Source organism: Hydrogenophaga sp. RWCD_12 (assembly GCF_046604225.1).
Lineage (GTDB): Bacteria > Pseudomonadota > Gammaproteobacteria > Burkholderiales > Burkholderiaceae_C > Hydrogenophaga.
The window spans coordinates 316,287-334,390 of sequence record NZ_JBKIXC010000001.1; the positions used below are offsets into that span (position 1 = coordinate 316,287).

10 protein-coding genes are annotated in these 18,104 nt (G+C 70.5%); 2 read left to right on the forward strand and 8 right to left on the reverse strand.

Annotated elements, in window-relative coordinates:
- Positions 1-2 precede the first annotated feature (2 nt).
- Positions 3-8,612, forward strand: a complete 8,610-nt coding sequence (locus ACLIJ1_RS01580) for a GH36-type glycosyl hydrolase domain-containing protein (RefSeq protein WP_411363722.1) — start codon at positions 3-5, stop codon at positions 8,610-8,612.
- A 20-nt stretch (positions 8,613-8,632) separates the two neighbouring features.
- Here ACLIJ1_RS01580 and ACLIJ1_RS01585 read toward each other — a convergent pair whose 3' ends face one another.
- Entirely contained in the window at positions 8,633-9,214 is a 582-nt protein-coding gene (locus tag ACLIJ1_RS01585; protein ID WP_411363723.1) for a sterol desaturase family protein, read from the reverse strand.
- A 224-nt stretch (positions 9,215-9,438) separates the two neighbouring features.
- On the opposite strand from ACLIJ1_RS01585, the gene ACLIJ1_RS01590 reads away from it, so the two are divergent.
- Positions 9,439-10,158 carry a Crp/Fnr family transcriptional regulator gene (locus ACLIJ1_RS01590; RefSeq protein ID WP_411363724.1) on the forward strand — a complete coding sequence of 240 codons (720 nt, stop codon included), beginning with the start codon at positions 9,439-9,441 and terminating at the stop codon, positions 10,156-10,158.
- A gap of 25 nt (positions 10,159-10,183) precedes the next feature.
- On the opposite strand, the gene ACLIJ1_RS01595 is transcribed toward ACLIJ1_RS01590, so the two are convergent.
- From ACLIJ1_RS01595 to ACLIJ1_RS01625, 7 genes are read right to left on the reverse strand one after another with little or no spacing between them, the layout of a single operon-like run.
- Positions 10,184-12,025, reverse strand: coding sequence for a hypothetical protein (locus ACLIJ1_RS01595; RefSeq protein WP_411363725.1), 1,842 nt, complete (start codon positions 12,023-12,025; stop codon positions 10,184-10,186).
- Positions 12,022-12,852: a hypothetical protein gene (locus ACLIJ1_RS01600; RefSeq protein WP_411363726.1), complete on the reverse strand. Its 831-nt coding sequence runs from the start codon at positions 12,850-12,852 to the stop codon at positions 12,022-12,024. Before ACLIJ1_RS01600 ends, ACLIJ1_RS01595 begins: the two co-directional genes overlap by 4 nt.
- Positions 12,849-13,724, reverse strand: coding sequence for a YaiO family outer membrane beta-barrel protein (locus ACLIJ1_RS01605; RefSeq protein WP_411363727.1), 876 nt, complete (start codon positions 13,722-13,724; stop codon positions 12,849-12,851). The genes ACLIJ1_RS01600 and ACLIJ1_RS01605 overlap by 4 nt, the downstream gene beginning before the upstream one ends.
- 16 nt (positions 13,725-13,740) lie before the next feature.
- On the reverse strand, positions 13,741-14,877 hold the full coding sequence (gene wecB / locus ACLIJ1_RS01610) for a non-hydrolyzing UDP-N-acetylglucosamine 2-epimerase (RefSeq protein WP_411363728.1): 1,137 nt from the start codon (positions 14,875-14,877) through the stop codon (positions 13,741-13,743).
- A complete protein-coding gene (locus ACLIJ1_RS01615; RefSeq protein ID WP_411363729.1) occupies positions 14,874-15,860 on the reverse strand; it encodes a hypothetical protein in 987 nt (328 codons plus the stop codon). The genes wecB and ACLIJ1_RS01615 overlap by 4 nt, the downstream gene beginning before the upstream one ends.
- Positions 15,857-16,693 (reverse strand): hypothetical protein, encoded by an 837-nt coding sequence (locus ACLIJ1_RS01620; protein WP_411363730.1) that lies wholly within the window; start codon positions 16,691-16,693, stop codon positions 15,857-15,859. Before ACLIJ1_RS01620 ends, ACLIJ1_RS01615 begins: the two co-directional genes overlap by 4 nt.
- The gene (locus ACLIJ1_RS01625) at positions 16,690-17,982 is read right to left on the reverse strand and encodes a glycosyltransferase family 2 protein (RefSeq protein ID WP_411364765.1); all 1,293 of its coding nucleotides are present in this window, start codon (positions 17,980-17,982) and stop codon (positions 16,690-16,692) included. Before ACLIJ1_RS01625 ends, ACLIJ1_RS01620 begins: the two co-directional genes overlap by 4 nt.
- Positions 17,983-18,104 lie beyond the last annotated feature (122 nt).

Here is an 18,104-nt window from a genome sequence, read left to right on the forward strand (position 1 = left end):
GCATGGTCGCCGCAAGCCTGTCGTCGCGCTGGAGCTGGGTGCCGCAGAGGCTGGCACAGACCCTGGATGCCGCGCACGGCGTCGCACTCGACCCGATCCGCGCCGAAATCTTCGGCCCCGAGCGCTTTGCCCAGCACGGTGCCAGCCTGGGCGCCACCCACCGGGCCGGGCCGGCGCGCTTCGGGCAGGCGACCTTCTACCCGCGGCTTCAGAGCAATGTGCGCACGCTGCGCCTGGCCTACCGCTACATCGCGGCGGAAGCGCAGGAGGGCCACGACATCAGCCCGGCCGCCGAATGGCTGCTGGACAACTTCCACCTGATCGAAGCCCAGTTGCGCGAGATCCGCGAGGGCCTGCCGCCGCGCTACTACCGCTCGCTGCCGGTGCTGCAGGACGCGCCGCTGGTGGGCCTTCCACGCATCTACGGCGTGGCCTGGGCTTTTGTTGCGCACACCGACAGTGCCTTCGACGAAGCCCTGCTGCTGCGGTTTCTCGACGCGTACCAGGATGCACGCGAACTCAACCAGGGTGAACTCTGGGCGCTGCCGACCACGCTGCGGGTGGTGCTGGTGGAGAACCTGCGCCGTCTGGCCGACCGGATCGCCAGCCACCGCGCGGCGCACGAACTCGCCAGCCTCTGTGCGGCCCGCATTGGCGGGCTGACGCTCGACGGCGTGCGGGCCATGCTGGCGCTGATGGAGCGCCGTGGCGTCGGGCGGGTGTTCCTCTCGCACCTGGCGCAGAGCCTGGCCGGCCATGCGCACTCCGCTTCCTCTCTCGTCGCCCACGCCGGTGCCGACTCACCGCTGTCGCAGGTACGGCGGTGGTTGCATGAGCAGGAGCCAGACCTGGCGGCGCTGCAGGCGCAGCAGCACGCGGCACAGGCGGCCGACCACCTGAGCGTGGGCAACGCGGTCACGGCGCTGCGCCTGATTGGGGCGGCCGACTGGGCAGACCTGGTCGCGCGCACCAGCCGCGTGGTGCGCGTGATGCTGGCCTCGCCGGTGTTCGCGGCCGAAGACGACGCCACCCGCAACACCACGCTGCACGGCATCGAGCGCCTGGCGGCGCAGAGCGGGCAGAGCGAGTCGGCGGTAGCTCAGGTGCTTCTGGGCCTGATGGGCACACACACCGACGATGCCGCGCTGGCTTCGCACTGGCTGCAGGGCGAAGGCCGGGTGGCGATGGAGCAAGGGCTGGGCCTGCAGCGGCGCGCGGCGCAATGGTGGCGTTCCGCATGGTCGGTCTCGCGCACCCCCGCCTACCTGGGCGTCTTGCTGCTCGGTTCGCTGCTGTTGGTGGCCATGCTGCTGCGCCAGCCAGGCTGGCTGTCGGCCGGATGGGTGACACAGCTGGGCACGCTGCTGCTCGCGGCCCTGATGCTGCTGCCAGCGTCGGAGACCGCGGTGGCGGTGCTCAACCGCCTGATCGGCGAGTCGGTCAAACCGTCGCATCTGCCGCGCCTGCTGCTGGCCGAGGGCATACCGTCCGAGGCCCGCGTGATGGTGGTGGTGCCCGCGATGCTGAGCCACCGCGCGGCGATCACGCAATTGGTGCACCGGCTGCACCTGCACCACCTGGCCAACCCCGAAGCCTTCGCACAGTTCGCGTTGCTCAGCGACTGGGCCGACGCCGACACCGAGCAGCACGCCGACGACCTGGGCCTGCTGGCCTTCGCCGAACAGGCCATGACCGCGCTCAACGCCCGCTACCCCGCCGCAGGGGGACAGGCGTCGCGATTCCTGCTGCTGCACCGTGCACGCGAACTGAGCGCCACGCAGGGTCGCTGGCTGGGCTGGGAGCGCAAGCGCGGCAAGCTAGAGCAACTGGTCGCCGCCCTCGCGACCGACAGCGCCGGGCCGTTCCTCGATCTGGGTGCGCTCTCGCGCGCCGCGCCGCACACGCGCTACATCCTCACGCTGGACAGCGACACGCAACTGCCGCCGGGCCGCCTGCGCACCCTGGTCGGTGTGGCCGAACATCCGCACAACCAGCCGCATCTGGACGCCAGCGGGCGCGGCGTGGCGCGTGGCTACGGCATCCTCCAACCGCGCGTGGTGCCGCCGCTGGCGGGCGACGAGCCGCGCACCGCGTGGCAATGGCTGTTCGACGGCCAGCGCGGCATCGACCCCTACAGCGCGATGAGCTCCGACGTCTACCAGGACCTGTTCGGCGAAGGCAGCTTCACCGGCAAGGGCCTGCTGCACGTCGCGACACTGCACGCCGTGCTTGGCGGTCGTTTGCCAATCGACCAGGTGCTGAGCCACGACCTGCTCGAAGGCGCCCTGGTGCGCTGCGCGCTGGTGAGCGACGTGACCCTGATCGAACCGGAACCCGCCCATGCCGACGCGGCCGCCGCGCGCGGACACCGCTGGGTGCGTGGCGACTGGCAGCTGCTGCCCTTCCTGCTGCGGCACCGGCTCTGGCCCTTGGGTGCCATCAACCGGTGGAAGCTGCTGGACAACCTGCGCCGTTCGCTGGTGGCGCCGGCTTCGCTGCTGCTGATCGGGCTGGCCATGCTCGGCTTCGGCCTGACGCTGCCGGTGGCGCTGGCGCTCACCGTGGCCGCCTATGCCGCCGGACCGCTGATGGGTGCACTCGCCGCCTGGGTGCCGCGACACTGGCACCTGTTGGGCGAACGCTTTGCGCTGGCCGCAGCGCACGATCTGGCGCGCGCCGTGGGCGGCGGGCTCTGGCACCTGGCGCTGCTGCAGCAGCAGGCCCTGATGTCGCTTGACGCCGCGCTGCGCACCCTGCACCGGCTGGCCGTGAGCCGGCTGCGCCTGCTCGAATGGACCACCGCCGAATCCGCGCAGGCCGGCCTGAGCACGCGCCTGTGGCCCACGCTGCGGCGCCACCGCGCCGAACCAGCCGGCGCGCTGCTGTGGATGGCGGGGCTCTGGCTGCTGGCCACGCCGCCGGGCGCACTGGCGATGGCGGTGCTCGCGCTCTGGGGGCTGGCGCCGCTGCTGGTCTGGGGCGCCAACACGCCGTGGCCGCGCCGCCGCCAGGCCCTCCCGGCCGCCGACCGCACGCTGCTCGATGGCGTGGCGCGCGACACCTGGCGGCTGTTCGAGCGCTGCGTCGACGCGCAGAACCACCACCTGCCACCCGACAACCTGCAGATCGCGCCCTACGAGATGCTGGCCCACCGCACCTCGCCGACCAACATCGGGCTGTACCTGCTGGCCACGGCCTGCGCACGCCAGTTCGGCTGGATCGGCACGCAGGACCTGCTGACCCGGCTCGAAGCCACGGTGGCCACACTGCAGCAGATGGAGCGCCACCGCGGCCACTTCCTGAACTGGTACGACACCGAGACCCTGCAGCCGCTGCTGCCGCGTTATGTGTCGACGGTCGACAGCGGCAACCTCTGCGCGCACCTGCTGGCGGTGGCGCAGGCCTGCACCGCGCTGGCCAGCGATCCGCACGACCGCGCCCCAGCCCTGCGCGCCATCGCGCTCTCGCGCGAGCGTCTGCAGGCGCAGCTTCCCGTGCTGCAGAAGCTGCTGCACCAGCCGCTGGCGCACACCGCGATCGGTCGCCTGCTCGCGACCGAACCACCCGACGCCTGCGAGCCAGCGGCCTGCGCCGCGTTCCACGCGATGCTGCTGGAGGCCGAAGGCGAGCTGGGCAGCGTGCTGCAGGCGCGCAACCCGGCCATCGTGAACCACCCCACCACGCCGCAGGACGAACTGCGCTGGCTGCTGGCCGACCACCTGGCCACCCTGCATTCCGAAGGTCTGGACGCGGCCGCCCGCGGCGCAGGTGGCGGCGAACGCGCCGCACAGCGTCTGCGGTCTCTTGCGGTGCAGCTCGACGCCCTGGCCTGGGAGGCCGACTTCCGGTTCCTCTACCAGCCCAAGCGGCACCTGCTGCACATCGGCTACCAGGTCGACAAGCAACTGCTGGACACCAGCTTCTACGACCTGCTGGCTTCCGAATCGCGCACCACCAGCCTGCTGGCGATCGCCAAGGGCGATGTGCCGGTGCGCCACTGGGCTGCGCTGGGGCGGCCGTTCTTCGCCAGCGGCCGGCGGGCGGTGCTGCAGTCCTGGTCGGGCTCGATGTTCGAATACCTGATGCCGGCCCTGGTGGTGGCGCAGCCGCGCGAGAGTGCGCTGGCCGAGGCCGGCCGCTCGGCGCTGCAGGAACAGATCGCCTTCGTGCGCGGCTCGTCCATGCCCTGGGGCATCTCCGAGAGTGCCTACGCCGGGCAGGACCACACGCTGGCCTACCAGTACGCGCCGCAGGGCGTGCCACGGCTGGCGCTGCGCCGCACGCCGCTGTCCGAACGGGTGATCGCGCCGTACGCGACCGTGCTGGCCGCGCAGGTCGACGCGCGCCTGGCCTGCCGCAACCTGCGCGCCCTGAGCGTGCTGTCGGCGCGTGGGCGCTACGGCTTCATCGAGGCGCTGGACTTCACCGTTTCGCGCCAGATCCACGGCACGGCCTGCACGCCGGTCCACACCTTCATGGCACACCACCAGGGCATGAGCATCGTGGCCCTGGCCAATGTGCTGCTGGGTGGCGTGGCGCAGCGCTGGGGCATGGCGCATCCGCGCATCGAGGCGCAGATGGCGCTGCTGCACGAACGCGCACCGCGCGAGCTGCCCGCCATGCGGCCGCTGGAGCGCCAGCCACGGCAGGACCCGTCGCGCCGTCTGCCGGACCACGTGCGCACCCTGCATCCCGGCGCCCAGGCGCTGGAGCCGACCCATCTGCTGTCCAACGGCCGCTACAGCGTCACGCTGCGCGCGGGCGGCGCGGGCTGGAGCCGCTGGGGGCAGACCGGCATCACCCGCTGGCGCGACGACGCGCTGCGCGACGCCAGCGGCGCCTTCCTCTACCTGCGCATGGGCGAGGGCGGCGCGCCGGTCTCGCTCACCAGCCGTCCCGCGCCCGATCCGGGCGCCAGCTACCAGTGCCGTTTCCACACCGACCGCGTGTGTTTCGACGCGGCGTGGCCTGAGTTGCGCGCCAACACCACGGTCTGGGTCAGCCCGGAAGACGACATCGAGCTGCGCAAGGTGGTGCTGTCCAACCGCAGCAGCGAAACGATGGAGCTGGAGCTGATCTCGGCGCTGGAGGTGACCCTGACCAGCCACGCCGCCGACGAGGCGCACCCGGTGTTTTCCAACCTGTTCGTCAAGACCGACTGGCTGCCCGGTCAGCAGGCGCTGCGCTGCGTGCGCACGCCCCGGCTGCACACCGAGAACACGGTTCAGGCGGCGCACTTCGTGGCCGCGGTCGAGGGCGAGGTGCTGGGTCTGCGTTGCCAGACCGACCGCCTGAAATGGCTGGGTCGGCTGCACGCGCCGGGCCAGCCGCTGGCGCAGCTGGACCCGGTGCCGCTGGAGCCGGTGGCGCTGGACACTGGGCTGGACCCGGTGGCGGTGCTGGGCGTGCGGCTGCGCATCGCACCGGGCGCGCAGGCCACCGTCACCTTCGCCACCGCGGCCAGCGACGACGCAGGGACGCTGATGGCCGTGATCGACAAGTACCGGCAGCCCAGCTACGTGGAGCGCTCCTCGGTGGTGTCGGCCACGCTCGCCGGCATTCCGGCGCTGCCGTACCGCCCGCGCACCGACCACCTGCCGGCGATGCAGGCGCTGACCACCGCGATGGTGCTCACGCTGCCCCGGGCCGACGTGGTGCCTGCGTTGCAGGTCGATGTGTCGCCACGCAGCGACCGCCGCGCGCTCTGGCAGCTGGGCATCTCGGGCGACCGTCCGCTGCTGCTGGTGCACGCCGGTGCGCCGCAGGGGCTGGGGCTGCTGCGGGTGCTGGCGCTGGTGCTGCGCGAATGGTCGCGCGGTGGCGTGGCTTGCGATGTGGTGGTGCTCAGCCGCGAAACGCATTCGTACGAGATGCCGCTGCAGCGCGAGCTGGGGCTGCTGGCCGAACAGCACGAGGCCGACCTGCAGCTGCGCCCCGGCCTTGCCGTGACCGGCTGGCACCTGCTGCGCACCGACGAACTCTCGCCGGAGCAGATCGCCACACTGCAGGCGCTGGCCCGGGTGCAGCTGCAGGCCGACGGGCAGACCCTGGCGCACCAGGTGCGCGCCTGGTGCGAGCGCCACGAGACACCGGTTTCGCGGCTGTGGATCGGGCTGAGCGTGGCGTCCGATCCGGTGCCGCTGCATGGTGGCGAGACGGCCTTGCGCGCCCCGGTGGGCCGCTTCAGCGGCGCGCGCAGCGACTTCGTGTTCGAGGCCGGTGCCGGCGTGGCGCCGCTGCGGCCGTGGGTCAATGTGCTGGCCAACCCGGACTTCGGTGCGCTGGTCTCCGACAGCGGGGCGGGCAACACCTGGGCGGGCAACAGCCGGCTCAACCAGCTGACCGCCTGGGCCAACGACCCGGTGGCCGATCCGCCGGCGGAGTGGTTTCTGATCCAGGACCGGCGCAGCCGCGAGATCTGGAGCGTGGCGCCGGGCGCCTGGGGCGAGGCCGGCCTGCACCACGAGGTGGTGCACAGCCAGGGCCTGACCACGATCCGACACCAGCGCGGTTCGCTGGCGATCACGGTGAGCTGGTGTGTCGACGCGGACCACGCGGTCAAGCAGGTGCGCATCCGGCTGGAGAACCGCGGCACGGGCAAGGCGCACCTGCGCATCGTCGGCATGGTCGAGTGGATGATGGGCGAGAAGCGCAGCGACCGCGCCAGCCTGGTCACGCGGCCGCACATCATGGGCGCGCCGGGCGCCGGCCTGATCGGCCTGCTCTGCACCCAGACCGAAGCGGCGGGCGGGCTGGGCGGTGGCACCGCGTTCTTCTGCGAATCGCGCGCAGGCGTCGACGACCCCGAGGGCATGGACTGGACCTGCGACCGCCGCGCGTTCTTTGACGCGTCGGGCCGGCTGGTGCTGCCGCAGCGCCTGGGCCGGCAGAGCGGTCACGGCCTGGACCCCTGCGCCGCGCTGTCGCGCCCGCTCACATTGCGCGCCGGCGCGACGCTGGAGCAGGTCTTCCTGCTCGGCCATGCCGCCGATGCCGAATCGGCGCGTGCGCTGATGCACCGTGCCCGCAGCACCGACGCCGACGAGCGCGAACGCACGGTGCAGGCGCGTTGGGACAGCCTGCTCGGCGCCACGCAGGTGGCCACGCCCGACCCTTTGTTCGATGCCATGGTCAACCGCTGGCTGCTTTACCAGACCGTGTCTTCGCGCTTGTGGGCCAAGGCCGGCTTCTACCAGGCCGGCGGTGCGACCGGCTACCGCGACCAGCTGCAGGACACGATGGCGCTGGTGTGGGCGCGGCCGGACATGCTGCGCCAGCAGATCCTGCGCTGCGCCGCGCGCCAGTTCGGCGAGGGCGACGTGCAGCACTGGTGGCACGCGCCGGGCGGTGCCGGCGTGCGCACGCGCTTTTCCGACGACCTGCTGTGGCTGCCGCACGCGACCAGCCACTACCTGCGCTCGACGGGCGATGCGGCGCTGCTCGACGAAGCGGTGCATTTCCTCGACGGGCCGCCCGTGCCCGAAGGTGCCGAAGACCGCTACGACACGCCCGCCGTCAGCGAACACAGCGCCAGCGTGTACGAACACGGCGCGCGCGCCATCGACCACAGCCTGCGGGTGGGCACACACGGCCTGCCGCTGATGGGCGGGGGCGACTGGAACGACGGCATGAACCGCGTCGGCATCGAGGGCCGCGGCGAGTCGGTCTGGCTGGGCTGGTTCCTGTGCGCCATCGTGGTCGACTGGCTGCCGCTGGCGCGTGCGCGCGGCGAGGACGAACGGGTGCAGCGCTGGGAGAGCGCCCTGTCGGGATGGCAGGAGGCCCTGCGCACCACGGGCTGGGACGGGGCCTGGTACCGGCGCGCCTTCTTCGACGACGGCAGCCCGCTGGGTTCGGCCACGCAGTCCGAGGCCCGCATCGACCTGATCGCTCAGGCCTGGGGCGTGCTCTCGGGGCAGGCGCCGCCCGATCGGCAGCGGCTGGCGATGGACGCGGTCGAGGCGCAGCTGGTGGACCCGGACCTGGGCCTGATCCGGCTGCTGACGCCGCCGCTGACGCACGCACAACCGAGCGCGGGCTATATCCAGGCCTATCCGCCCGGCGTGCGCGAAAACGGCGGGCAGTACGCCCACGCAGGGGTCTGGGCGCTGATGGCCGCTGCGGCGGTGGCGCTGAACGAGCCCGGACATCCGTACGCGCACAACACGCCGTACCGCTACTTCACCTACCTCAGCCCGGCGCACCGCGCCGCGCAGGCCCGCTGGGGCGCGGTGTATGGGGTGGAACCGTATGTGGTCGCGGCCGACGTCTACAGCGCCGAGCCGTACGCGGGGCGTGGCGGCTGGTCCTGGTACACCGGCGCGGCCGGCTGGCTGCACCGCGCCTCGCTGGAGTCCATTCTCGGTCTGCACATCGAAGCCGGCGTGTTGTGGTTCACGCCCTGTCTGCCGGTGCACTGGCCGCGCGCCGAGCTCACCCTGGTGCGCGAGGGCCGGCGGCTGCGCTGTGTGCTGCTGCGGGGCGATGCGTCTGCGGTGCTGGCCGCGTGTGACGCGCTGCAGGCCCAGACGTTGCCGGTTGGTGCGCGGCTGGTGTGGGGCGATCTGCCGTCAGACAGCTGCCGTGTGATTCCGTTGGACAACGCGGCCTGAACCGCGTCGCACAAGGGTGTTCAGCTTCGCCGTGGGCCGGCGGTCTGCCGGACGGTCTTGTGGCCCGCGGTCTGCATCACATGGTCCCAGAAGCCACTGGTCACGCCATAGCAGCAGGGTTGTTGCAGGTGGTGGTGGCGGGCGTGCCAGTACTTGCGCCGCTGCAGCCAGAGAGCATTCGACGACCAGTGGTGGACCGCGTGGTGGGTGACTGCGTAGCCGAGGTAGCCGGTCAGCACCCCCAGGGTGAGCGCGCTGCCGTGCCACTGGCCCATCAACCCGACGGCCGGCAACCACACCAGGCCCCCGATCAGCGACGCGCTGAGCAGGGTGGGGGCGCAGATCAGTGCCGCGGGGCGCCGGTGGTGCTCACGGTGCCAGCCCTTGAACGGCGGCAGGCCGTGCAGCACGAAGCGGTGCAACGCGTACTCGAGCGCGCTCCAGGCCAGCAGGCCCGCACCCGCCAGCGCTGCGAGTTCCAGGCCACTGCCTGTCGGCCCCAGCAGCGTCAGCCAGGCGCCCAGCGCGATGACGGCACTGCCGTAGAGCACGAAATCGGCCCGGTAGGCCCAGCGGCTGTGTTCGATCGACATCCATGTCATGCGGTGTTCCCCAGGCGCGGCGCCACCGGCGGTGGCGCAAAGATCGCCTCGTCACATGCTGGCAGGCGGCCGGTGGCCGGTCTGTGCAGTGACGCACAGAGGAGAAACACGGGCGGGACATTGATGTATGTACGCTGGCGCACATACGGCGCACACTGCGACCTTTACAGTCGAAAACGTCACACACCCCGTCTCCAGGCGTCGCGCCTGCAATGAGAACCGCCATGGAAAAGATCATCGACCCGTCAGCCAACGACCTGCTGGCATCCCTGCCGCCGGCCGAGTGGGAGCGCCTGAAGCCTCTGATGGAAGCGGTGGACCTGCCGCTGGGCCAGGTGCTCTACGAATCCGGCAGCAAGATGGGCCATGTGTATTTCCCCACCACGGCCATCATTTCGCTGCTCTACGTGATGGAGGATGGCGCGTCCGCCGAAATCGCGGTGGTGGGGCACGAAGGCCTGGTCGGCATTGCGCTGTTCATGGGCGGTGAAACCACACCCAGCCGGGCGGTGGTGCAGAGCGCTGGCAAGGGCTACCGCCTGCGCGCCCAGGCCGTCAAGGACGAGTTCAACCGCTCCGGCCCGCTGATGCACCTGTTGCTGCGCTACACGCAGGCCCTGATCACCCAGATGGCCCAGACGGCGGTCTGCAACCGCCACCACTCGCTGGACCAGCAGCTGTGCCGCTGGCTGCTGCTGAGCCTGGACCGCCTCAGCGGCAACGAGCTGGTGATGACGCAGGAGCTGATCGCCAACATGCTGGGCGTGCGCCGCGAGGGCGTGACCGAGGCGGCGCTGAAGCTGCAGAAGATGGGCATCATCCGCTACGCACGCGGTCACATCACGGTGATCGACCGGCCCGCGCTGGAAGAACGTGTGTGCGAGTGCTACGGGGTCGTCAAGGCGGAATACGACCGCCTGCTGCCGGCCCGGATCGCGGCCTGAACCGCGGCCGGGCTCCCCGCCGCACTCACTGCCACTGCACCTGCAGCTGTCGGTCATCGCCGTCGGCGGTGACGATCCAGTCGGGGCCGTCCTGGCGCACCGACGCATGGCCGCGCACCACCCTGAACTGTTTCTTGTCGCCCTTTGGCAGCACCCAGGCGAGCTGGTTCAAGCTCGCGCTGCTGCTGGCGATGAACCCGCCCTGCGTGCCTTCGCCGGGTGTGGGTTGCCATTGCACCAGGGCGCGCCGGTTCATGAAGTCCGAGAGCTGCGCCATGGTGTACCAGCGAAAGCGTCCGAGGTCGGCCAGGCGCCGGCTCTCGGCCATCAACACGTCGATGCTGACCAGGTGCTGTGTCGCGGCCGGCGGGTGGAAGTAGAACAGCCGGGCCTCGTGCGTGTCGGCCACGAAGCGGGTGAGATCGGCCAGGTAGGCCGCCATCTCCTGCGGTGGCACGGGCGGCTCTTCGTTGCCAATCTCCTCGAACGTGGCCACGCGCCGGTAGCTTGACACTGGAAAGGCCCACAGGTTCGATGGCTCGGGGCGGCGGCCCTGCTCGTAGGAGCGGGTCGGCCCCAGGCCGTTGTCGCCGGTGGAGTAGAAGCCCTTGAAGCCTTCGCGGCGCAACCAGGCGGTGGCCCAGGCGGGCTGGTTGCCCATGGGCGCCGAGTAGCTGCTGGGGACCGAGCCCGTGGCGGCGCTCATGCTCATCTGGTTGAGCGCCAGCATGGGCTCGAAACGGTCGCGGTTGGCCTCGCTGGCCTGCTTGCCGAACAGGTTGTGGTTCCAGCCGCCGTGGTTGCCGACCTCGTGTCCGCGCGCGATCTGGCGGCGCAGGAACGACTTCATGTCGGGGTTGTCCTTCACGCCCACGCCCAGCCCGTCGCCTTCACTCTCGGTGTCGGGGCCGGCGGTGACGTGGATCGAGAACGGCCCCTGGTCGAACCAGCCTGCCTCGTCAAGCACTTTCAGTGGCTTCAGCGAGGCGTTGGAATCCACATGCAGGTTGAGCACCAGGCCGCCGATGGCCTGCGGCACCGGTGAAAGGTGCGGCTGCTGCAGCATGCTGCTGGCGAAATGGCCGAGCAGGCGGTGCAGCAGGTAGGCGTCGGTGCGGGTCTTGAGGTAGCCCAGGGGCAGGTTGGCGAACAGCACCTGGCCTTTGCCGTAGTGGTTGGTCGACACCACCACGTCGCCGTTCTCCGAGCTCAGCAGGGTCCTGGCGCTGGTCGGCGCATCGGTGCGGAAATGACTGTGGCGCAGGTGCGGGTAACCGTAGGTGGTGAGCTCGCCCAGTGGCAGCCGGGTGCTGGTGCTGAAGTCGAACTTGCCGGGCTGGAGCCCCAGCGTCTTCACGCTCCCGGCGCTGCCGTAGACCGGGCCGAGCGCGATGGTCTGGTCCTTGAGCTGGGCGTACATGGCGTAGCGCACGCCCGCGAGCGTGGACAGGCGCGACTGCGCAGCGGCGTAGAAGCCATTCTGGCTGTCGAGCAGGGCGGCGTCGAAGGTGAGGAAGAGCTGCCCGCCGGCCTCGACATAGCGGTGCAGCTGGTTCACCAGCATCTCGGAAGCCTGCGGGTGCACCGTGTCGGGCAGGATCACGCCCGCGATGCGCTGGCGGTCGCCGCCATAGCGCAGGAAGGTGTCGTCGGTCATGGGCGTCAACGACAGGCCTTCTTCCTGCGCCGCGTCGATCCAGGCCTGCGTCACCGGCAGCGCCAGCGCGGCCTCGCTGGGCACCAGCAGCACGATGGAAGGACCCGTCGCGAGCGAACGCGAGTACAGCGTGGCCACACCGCCGAGCAGCAGCAACGCGCCCAGCAGCACCCACAGACGGGTCGGGATGGCCGGCCACCACCGCTTCATCGCCGATCTCCTCCGGACAGCGCGCGGGCCGGGGCCGTGCTGGCCAGCCAGGCATACAGCGCCACGAACACCATCAGGTCGAGCACGGCGCCGAAGCACAGGTACAGCATGGGCATGAAAAGGGCCGAGAAGTGCTGCACCACCACCGCGTGCAGCAGGGCCTTGTGCGGCAGCATGACCGCGAAGTACGCGAGCATCAGCACCGGGTAGAGCAGCTTCTGGTGCAGCGGCACGCGCAGCACACCCCAACCCAGCGCCAGCAGCAGCGGCATCGCCAGCATCAGGTAGAAGCCGGCGTTCAGCATGGCTGAGAGGTGCCCGGTCATCGTGTAGGGGAAGCGGTCGGGCGTGAACATGAAGAACAGCAGGGCACTGGCCTGGACCACGCACAGGGTGCGCACCAGGTACTTCAGCGGCACCTGCCGGTCGCTCATCCACCAGGTGCTGGCGAAGGCGCCGATCACCGCGGCAGCAGTGAGCACACCGGTGAGTGGCGTGGGCACCAGGCTGCCGGTGTAGCTGACCAGCCATTCGAGCGAGGTGTTGTCGCCTGTGCGCACCAGTTCCAGCGGCAGACCCAGACGCTGGCTCCACCAGAGCATCACGCTCTGCCATGCGTCCATCAGTTGCGGGCGCACGGCGAGCAGGGCAGCGCCGGGCAGCACCGCCATGAGCAGCAGCTCGATCGCGCCGCGCGGCGTCATGCGCAGGCTGGCGTTGTCCGGTGTGGCGCCGGCGGACCGGGAGGCACGGGCCAGGCGCACGGTGGCCTCGTGGATGGCTGCCTGTTGCGCCGGGCCGACGGTGAGCTGGCTGGCCGGGTTCATGGCAGTTCCCAGAACAGGCCGAGCGTGGCGCCGGCGCGGTGGTAGTAGGGGTTGTGGTAGCGCTCGATCCCGGCGGCCAGGCCCCAGTCCGCACCGAGCCAGTGGCGCAGGTTCAGGCTGCTCTGGTGGCTGGAAAAGTCGACCAGGGCGTCGCCGTTGCCAATGGTCTGGTAGCCCTCGCGGCCCCAGGCGTGGCGCGCCGTGATCTGGGTCTGCTGGTCGCGGCCCCAGGTGAGGGCCACGAACTGCTGGCGCGTGGTCACGCTGCCGGGACGGCTGTTGTTGAAGCGCACCTCGCCCTGCAGGATCCAGGGTTCGCTGAAGTAGTAGGTGGCGCCCAGGCTGGCGCTGCGGTCGTTGTGGCCGTCGGGCGCGCGGTAGTAGGCCGCGCCCAGGCTGGCGATCAGGTTGCGGTCGGCCAGCAGCTTGCGGTGGATGAAGCCGTCGATCCGCGCGCGGGGCAGGTAGGACGCGCCGTCTCCGGCACCGACCGACAGGCTGCCGAACCAGTCGGGATCGAAGGAGTAGGTGTCGCCCAGGCCGATGAAGTTGCCCGACTCGCCGAAACGGCGCATGGTCGCGGCCTCGCCTTGCAGCACATGGGCACCCATCGTGTGCGAGCCGCGCACACCGATTTCTTTCCAGTTGCCCAGGCCAGCCGTCAGGTGCTGCGCGCTGGTGTAGAGCAGCAGGTCGGTGCGCGTCGCGCCCGGCTGTGCCGATGCCTCCGGCGAAGGCATGACCGGCTCCCGCGGCGCCGTGGTCGACGGCTCCATCAGGGACGACTGCGCGCGCACGGGCAGGCTGAGAGTCAGCGCCGCGAAGGCGCCCAGGGCGGCCGCACTGGCGGCCAGTTTCATGGGGGTGTGCATGGTGGAGCCTCCGGGTTCAGGCGGTGGTGGAAAGGATGTCGGCGATGCGTTCGGCCGAGTGGCCGTCGCCGAAGGGGCTGGTGGTCAGCTGCATGCCCTGGTAGGCCTCGGGTTGATCGAGCAGGCGCGACGCGGCTTCGACGATGCGCGCGGTGTCGGTGCCGACCAGCAGCGCCCCGCCGGCCTGCACCAGCTCCTGTCGCTCGGTGCTGTCGCGGGCGATCAGCACCGGACGTCCCAGCGCCGAGGCCTCTTCCTGGATGCCGCCCGAGTCGGTGAGCGTGAAGTGGCAATGCGCGAGCACGGTGATCAGGGCGGGGTAGTCCAGCGGGTCGGTCAGGCAGGCGCGCGCGCGGCACTCGGGGCTGAGGCCGTTGAACACCGACTCGACGTCGTTGCGCACGGCGGGGTTGGGGTGGATCGGCCAGACCACGATCAGGTCGCGGTGCTGTTGCAGCAGCTGGCCGACCGCGGTGGCGATGTTGCGGATCGGCTGGCCCCAGTTCTCGCGCCGGTGCGCGGTGACCAGCAGCAGGTGCGCACCCGGATGCGCTGCGAGGAATTCGGGCAGTGGCGGGGGCAGGGCGGCGAGGGCATCGCTGGCCATGTGTTCGCGCACCCACAGCGCGGTGTCGATCACCGTGTTGCCGACCAGGTGCACCTGGGCGGGCGCGATGCCTTCGCGCAGCAGGTTGTCGCGCGACTGCTCGGTGGGCGGAAAGTGCCAGTGCGCCAGACGGCCGATCAGTTCGCGGTTCTTCTCTTCGGGGAACGGTTCGCGCTCGCCGGTGCGCAGGCCGGCCTCGATGTGCGCCACCGGCCGGTCGTTGTAGTAGCCGGCCATGGCGCCGACCAGGGCCGAGCTGGTGTCGCCCTGCACCAGCACCACGTCGGGCCTGGTCTCGGCAATCACGCGGTCGACGTTGTCCAGCAGATCGGCGGTCAGGTTGCCCAGCCGCGGCGAGGTGCGCTGCAGCCGGATCTGCAGGTCCGGGCCCATGTCGAAGAAGCGGTAGAGCACGTGCGCCATCTCTTCGTGTTGCCCGGTGTGCAGCACGCGGATGCTGTCGCCGCGCGCCTTGAGCACGCGGTGCAGCGACGCCATCTTGATGATCTCGGGGCGCGTGCCGATGCAGGCGAGGTAGCTGGTCATTGGCAGTTCTTTTCAGGAGGTTGGGGAGCGATGGAACGCGCTTGCAGGATCTGTTGCACCACTTCGTCGGTCACGGTCCAGTGCGGGCCGTGGCGCGCGGGCAGCGCTTTCTGTTGCCAGCAGCGCACCGAGACCAGGTCGCCCTGGTGCAGCGACACGGTCGCGATCAGGCCCCAGGCGAAATCGGTCTCGACCTGCCGCAGCCATTCGGCGCGGTGCTCGGTGATCCAGCGGCGGTAGTGCGCCTTCGCGCCGCCGGGGATGAAGGGAAAGTTCACCGTGTGCGGAAAGATCTGCGCCACGGCGTCGGGGTAGAACTTGCTGGCGGCCGTCTTCTGCTCGGGCTGGGTCGACACGTGGTAGCGCAGACGCTCGGGGTCCCAGAACACCGACTGGATCGAGGCGCCAAACGAAGGGCGGGCCTTGTTCTGCGTGGCCGCGTGGGCGGGCAGGTAGGTCCACACCTCCAGGTTGTCCATGAACAGGCCGTGCATGTAGACCGGCGAGACCAGGTAGATGCCGGTGGGCGGGCTCACCAGGCGCAGCAGCGTGGCGCTGGCGGCAGCGGCGCTCTGCACGAAGGCGGGTTCCTGTCGTACTGCAGCCGGCAGCGTGTCGATGAAACGCAGCCACAGGGCCAGCAGGGCATCGTCGGCGTCGGCGGTCTTGCAAGGCTGCCAGACCGGGCCGTTGCGGCAGAAGCGGTCGAAGGTGGCGTCGGGCTTCTGCCGCGCGAGCAGCCAGCGTGCCCACGGCACGTCCAGCCCGCGGGTGTCCAGGCCGTTCTCCTTGGCCAGCAGCAGTGCCTGCAGGGTGAAGTAGGGGTCGACCGTGTTGCCGCGGTGCTGGATGGCGACGGCGCCCGAGGTATCGGTGTAGCCGCCCAGGTCCAGCACCTGCGTGTGACCAAGGGTGCCTGTGGCCATGCACAGGACGAGCAGGCTTGTGGTCGTGAGGCGGCGCAGCGCGCGGACCGGGTTCATGCCGGGCCCCACACCAGACCGGCCTGCGAAGCGCGCACGCTGCCGTGGGCGGTCGCGCCGTCGCCGGCGAGGATCACGGCCGCGCTGACGCTGGTGGGCGCGCGCAGGCTTCCAAGCCGGGCCCCCGAGCCCAGCTGCAATACCGTTTCGCAGACCAGCGGACCGCCCACGAATGCGTCGTCGAAAAGGCGCACGCCCTGATCGCTGACCACACTGCCGGTCACCCGCGCGTGTTCGCCGATCAGCACACCCTGGTGCGCCTTGACGTCGCCTTCCACACAGGCCCCCTTGCCGATCGACAGCAGGCCGGTGACCACCAGCGAGCCGTTGAAATGCTGGCCGCCCTGGATGACGCAGTCGCCCGCGACCCGCCAGCCGTGCAGTCCCCAGCGCTGTGCACCCATGATCGGGGCGTGTTCGGGCTGGCGGTGGGCCTCGGAGCCGTCATGTTCCGGCTGGCGACGGTGGCCGAACACGATGCGCGGCGCATCGATCTGCTGGAAGCAGCTGCCCTGGGCGAACGCAAGGCCTTGTGCCTGGGCATCGCTGGTGCCCGCGCCGTCGGTGCGGTCGACCAGCGTCGGCGAGATGCCGGACAGGACGTCCTGCAGCGAACCGGAGGCCACGGCCTGACCGCTGCCGCGCAACTGGGACATCTGCTGGCGCAACAGGCGCGCCAGGCTGGCCTGGCTGTCGTCGCCGGCCGCCATGCGCAGGGCCAGCCGGTCGGTGGGCCGCTGCCACTCGCGCCAGGCGGGGTAGAACGGCAGCAGCAACAGCGCCGCGCAGACCAGCAGGAAGAGCGCCAGCGCCAGGTCCGGATCGGCGCTCATGCCTTCACCGCCACGCGGTATCGCAGTGTCTTGTGCCAGACCATCTCGCGGCCCAGCAGGCGGTCGGTGATCGATTCGAGCAGCGCCTGAGAGATCGCGAAGAGGCTGGCGAAGAAACACAGCAGGTTGATCGGCAGCAGGCGGATGCGGCGGCGGTGGCCGTCGATCAGCACCGCCATCACGATCTCCAGGAACGCTGCGAAGTTGCCCAGCGCGCCATAGGCGACCAGCGCCATCAGCGGAATGAACACCGCGACCAGCGAACCGGCATTGAGGTAGTACAGCACCAGTGCCAGCGACCAGCCCAGCAGCAGCACCGGCGGCATCAGGAAGACCTGCAGCAGCATCAGACCGTCGATGCGCTCGCGCAACGTGACGTACGGGCTGGTGAGCAGCTGGCGCCAGTAGCGGAACAGCACCTGGTTGTGGCCCTTTGCCCAGCGGCGCACCTGGCGCATGCGCACGGCCCACTCTTCCGGCACCTCTTCGTAGCACTCGGCGCGGTTGTTGTAGACCGTTTTCCAGCCGTTGATGAGCAGGCGGAAGGTGATGTCGGTGTCTTCGGCCAGCGTGTCGTCGTGCCAGCCGCCGACGGCCTGCACCGCCGACAGGCGCACGCCGCCCACGGTGCCGCCGTACTGCGGTACTGCGCGCAGGTTCATGCGCGCCTGCTGGTCGACCTGGTAGCCGGCCGCGCGTTCGAGATCGAGCATGCGGGTGAGCAGGTTGGTGCCCGCATTCACCGGCACCACGCGCCCCATCACGGCGCCGACCTCCGGGTCGAAGAATGGCGCGGTGAGTTGGCGCAGCAGGCCAGGACCGGGCGTGTAGTCGGCGTCGAAGATGATGGCGATGTCGCCCACGGCCAGCGCCATCGCTTCCTTGAGCGCCGCGGCCTTGCCGGGTTTGCCGCCGGTGCGGTGGAACGGCACGATGCGACCCGGAAAGCGCGCCACATAGTCGTCGACGATGGCCCGTGTGCCGTCCTGCGAGCGGTCGTTGACCGGCACGATGCGGATGCATTCCGGCGGGTAGTCGGTGTGCAGCAGCGCGTCGAGGCAGCCGGCGATCACCTTCTCTTCGTTGTGGGCGGCGATGAACACCGTGATCTGCGGCCAGGTGGCGGTGTGGATGCCAGCGTACGGATAGCGCTGGCCGCTGAACAGGCGGCTGAGGGTGAAGACGACGTGGCGCACGCCGTAGGTCGTCATCACGATCACGATCAGCCCCAGCAGCAAGGCCAGGCCCAGCACCACGGGGCGCTCGGTCCACGACTCGGTGATGGTCATCGCCGCGGCGCTGGCCAGGGGCTGGTCGGACCACGGTGAAGCAGCGACGGCGCTCTGCAGGAAATCGCGAACGGGAGGCATGCTGGGGTTCCTTGGACGTGGGCTTCAGTGGGTGCCGCGAT

What these genes read in the sequence shown, in the direction of transcription:
- ACLIJ1_RS01620 (WP_411363730.1), bottom strand. Translation starts at nt 16,693, where the DNA reads ATGAGCGCCGATCCGGACCTGGCGCTGGCGCTCTTCCTGCTGGTCTGC.
- ACLIJ1_RS01585 (WP_411363723.1), bottom strand. Translation starts at nt 9,214, where the DNA reads ATGACATGGATGTCGATCGAACACAGCCGCTGGGCCTACCGGGCCGAT.
- ACLIJ1_RS01625 (WP_411364765.1), bottom strand. Translation starts at nt 17,982, where the DNA reads ATGACCATCACCGAGTCGTGGACCGAGCGCCCCGTGGTGCTGGGCCTG.
- ACLIJ1_RS01615 (WP_411363729.1), bottom strand. Translation starts at nt 15,860, where the DNA reads ATGAACCCGGTCCGCGCGCTGCGCCGCCTCACGACCACAAGCCTGCTC.
- wecB (WP_411363728.1), bottom strand. Translation starts at nt 14,877, where the DNA reads ATGACCAGCTACCTCGCCTGCATCGGCACGCGCCCCGAGATCATCAAG.
- ACLIJ1_RS01600 (WP_411363726.1), bottom strand. Translation starts at nt 12,852, where the DNA reads ATGAACCCGGCCAGCCAGCTCACCGTCGGCCCGGCGCAACAGGCAGCC.
- ACLIJ1_RS01595 (WP_411363725.1), bottom strand. Translation starts at nt 12,025, where the DNA reads ATGAAGCGGTGGTGGCCGGCCATCCCGACCCGTCTGTGGGTGCTGCTG.
- ACLIJ1_RS01580 (WP_411363722.1), top strand. Translation starts at nt 3, where the DNA reads ATGGTCGCCGCAAGCCTGTCGTCGCGCTGGAGCTGGGTGCCGCAGAGG.
- ACLIJ1_RS01590 (WP_411363724.1), top strand. Translation starts at nt 9,439, where the DNA reads ATGGAAAAGATCATCGACCCGTCAGCCAACGACCTGCTGGCATCCCTG.
- ACLIJ1_RS01605 (WP_411363727.1), bottom strand. Translation starts at nt 13,724, where the DNA reads ATGCACACCCCCATGAAACTGGCCGCCAGTGCGGCCGCCCTGGGCGCC.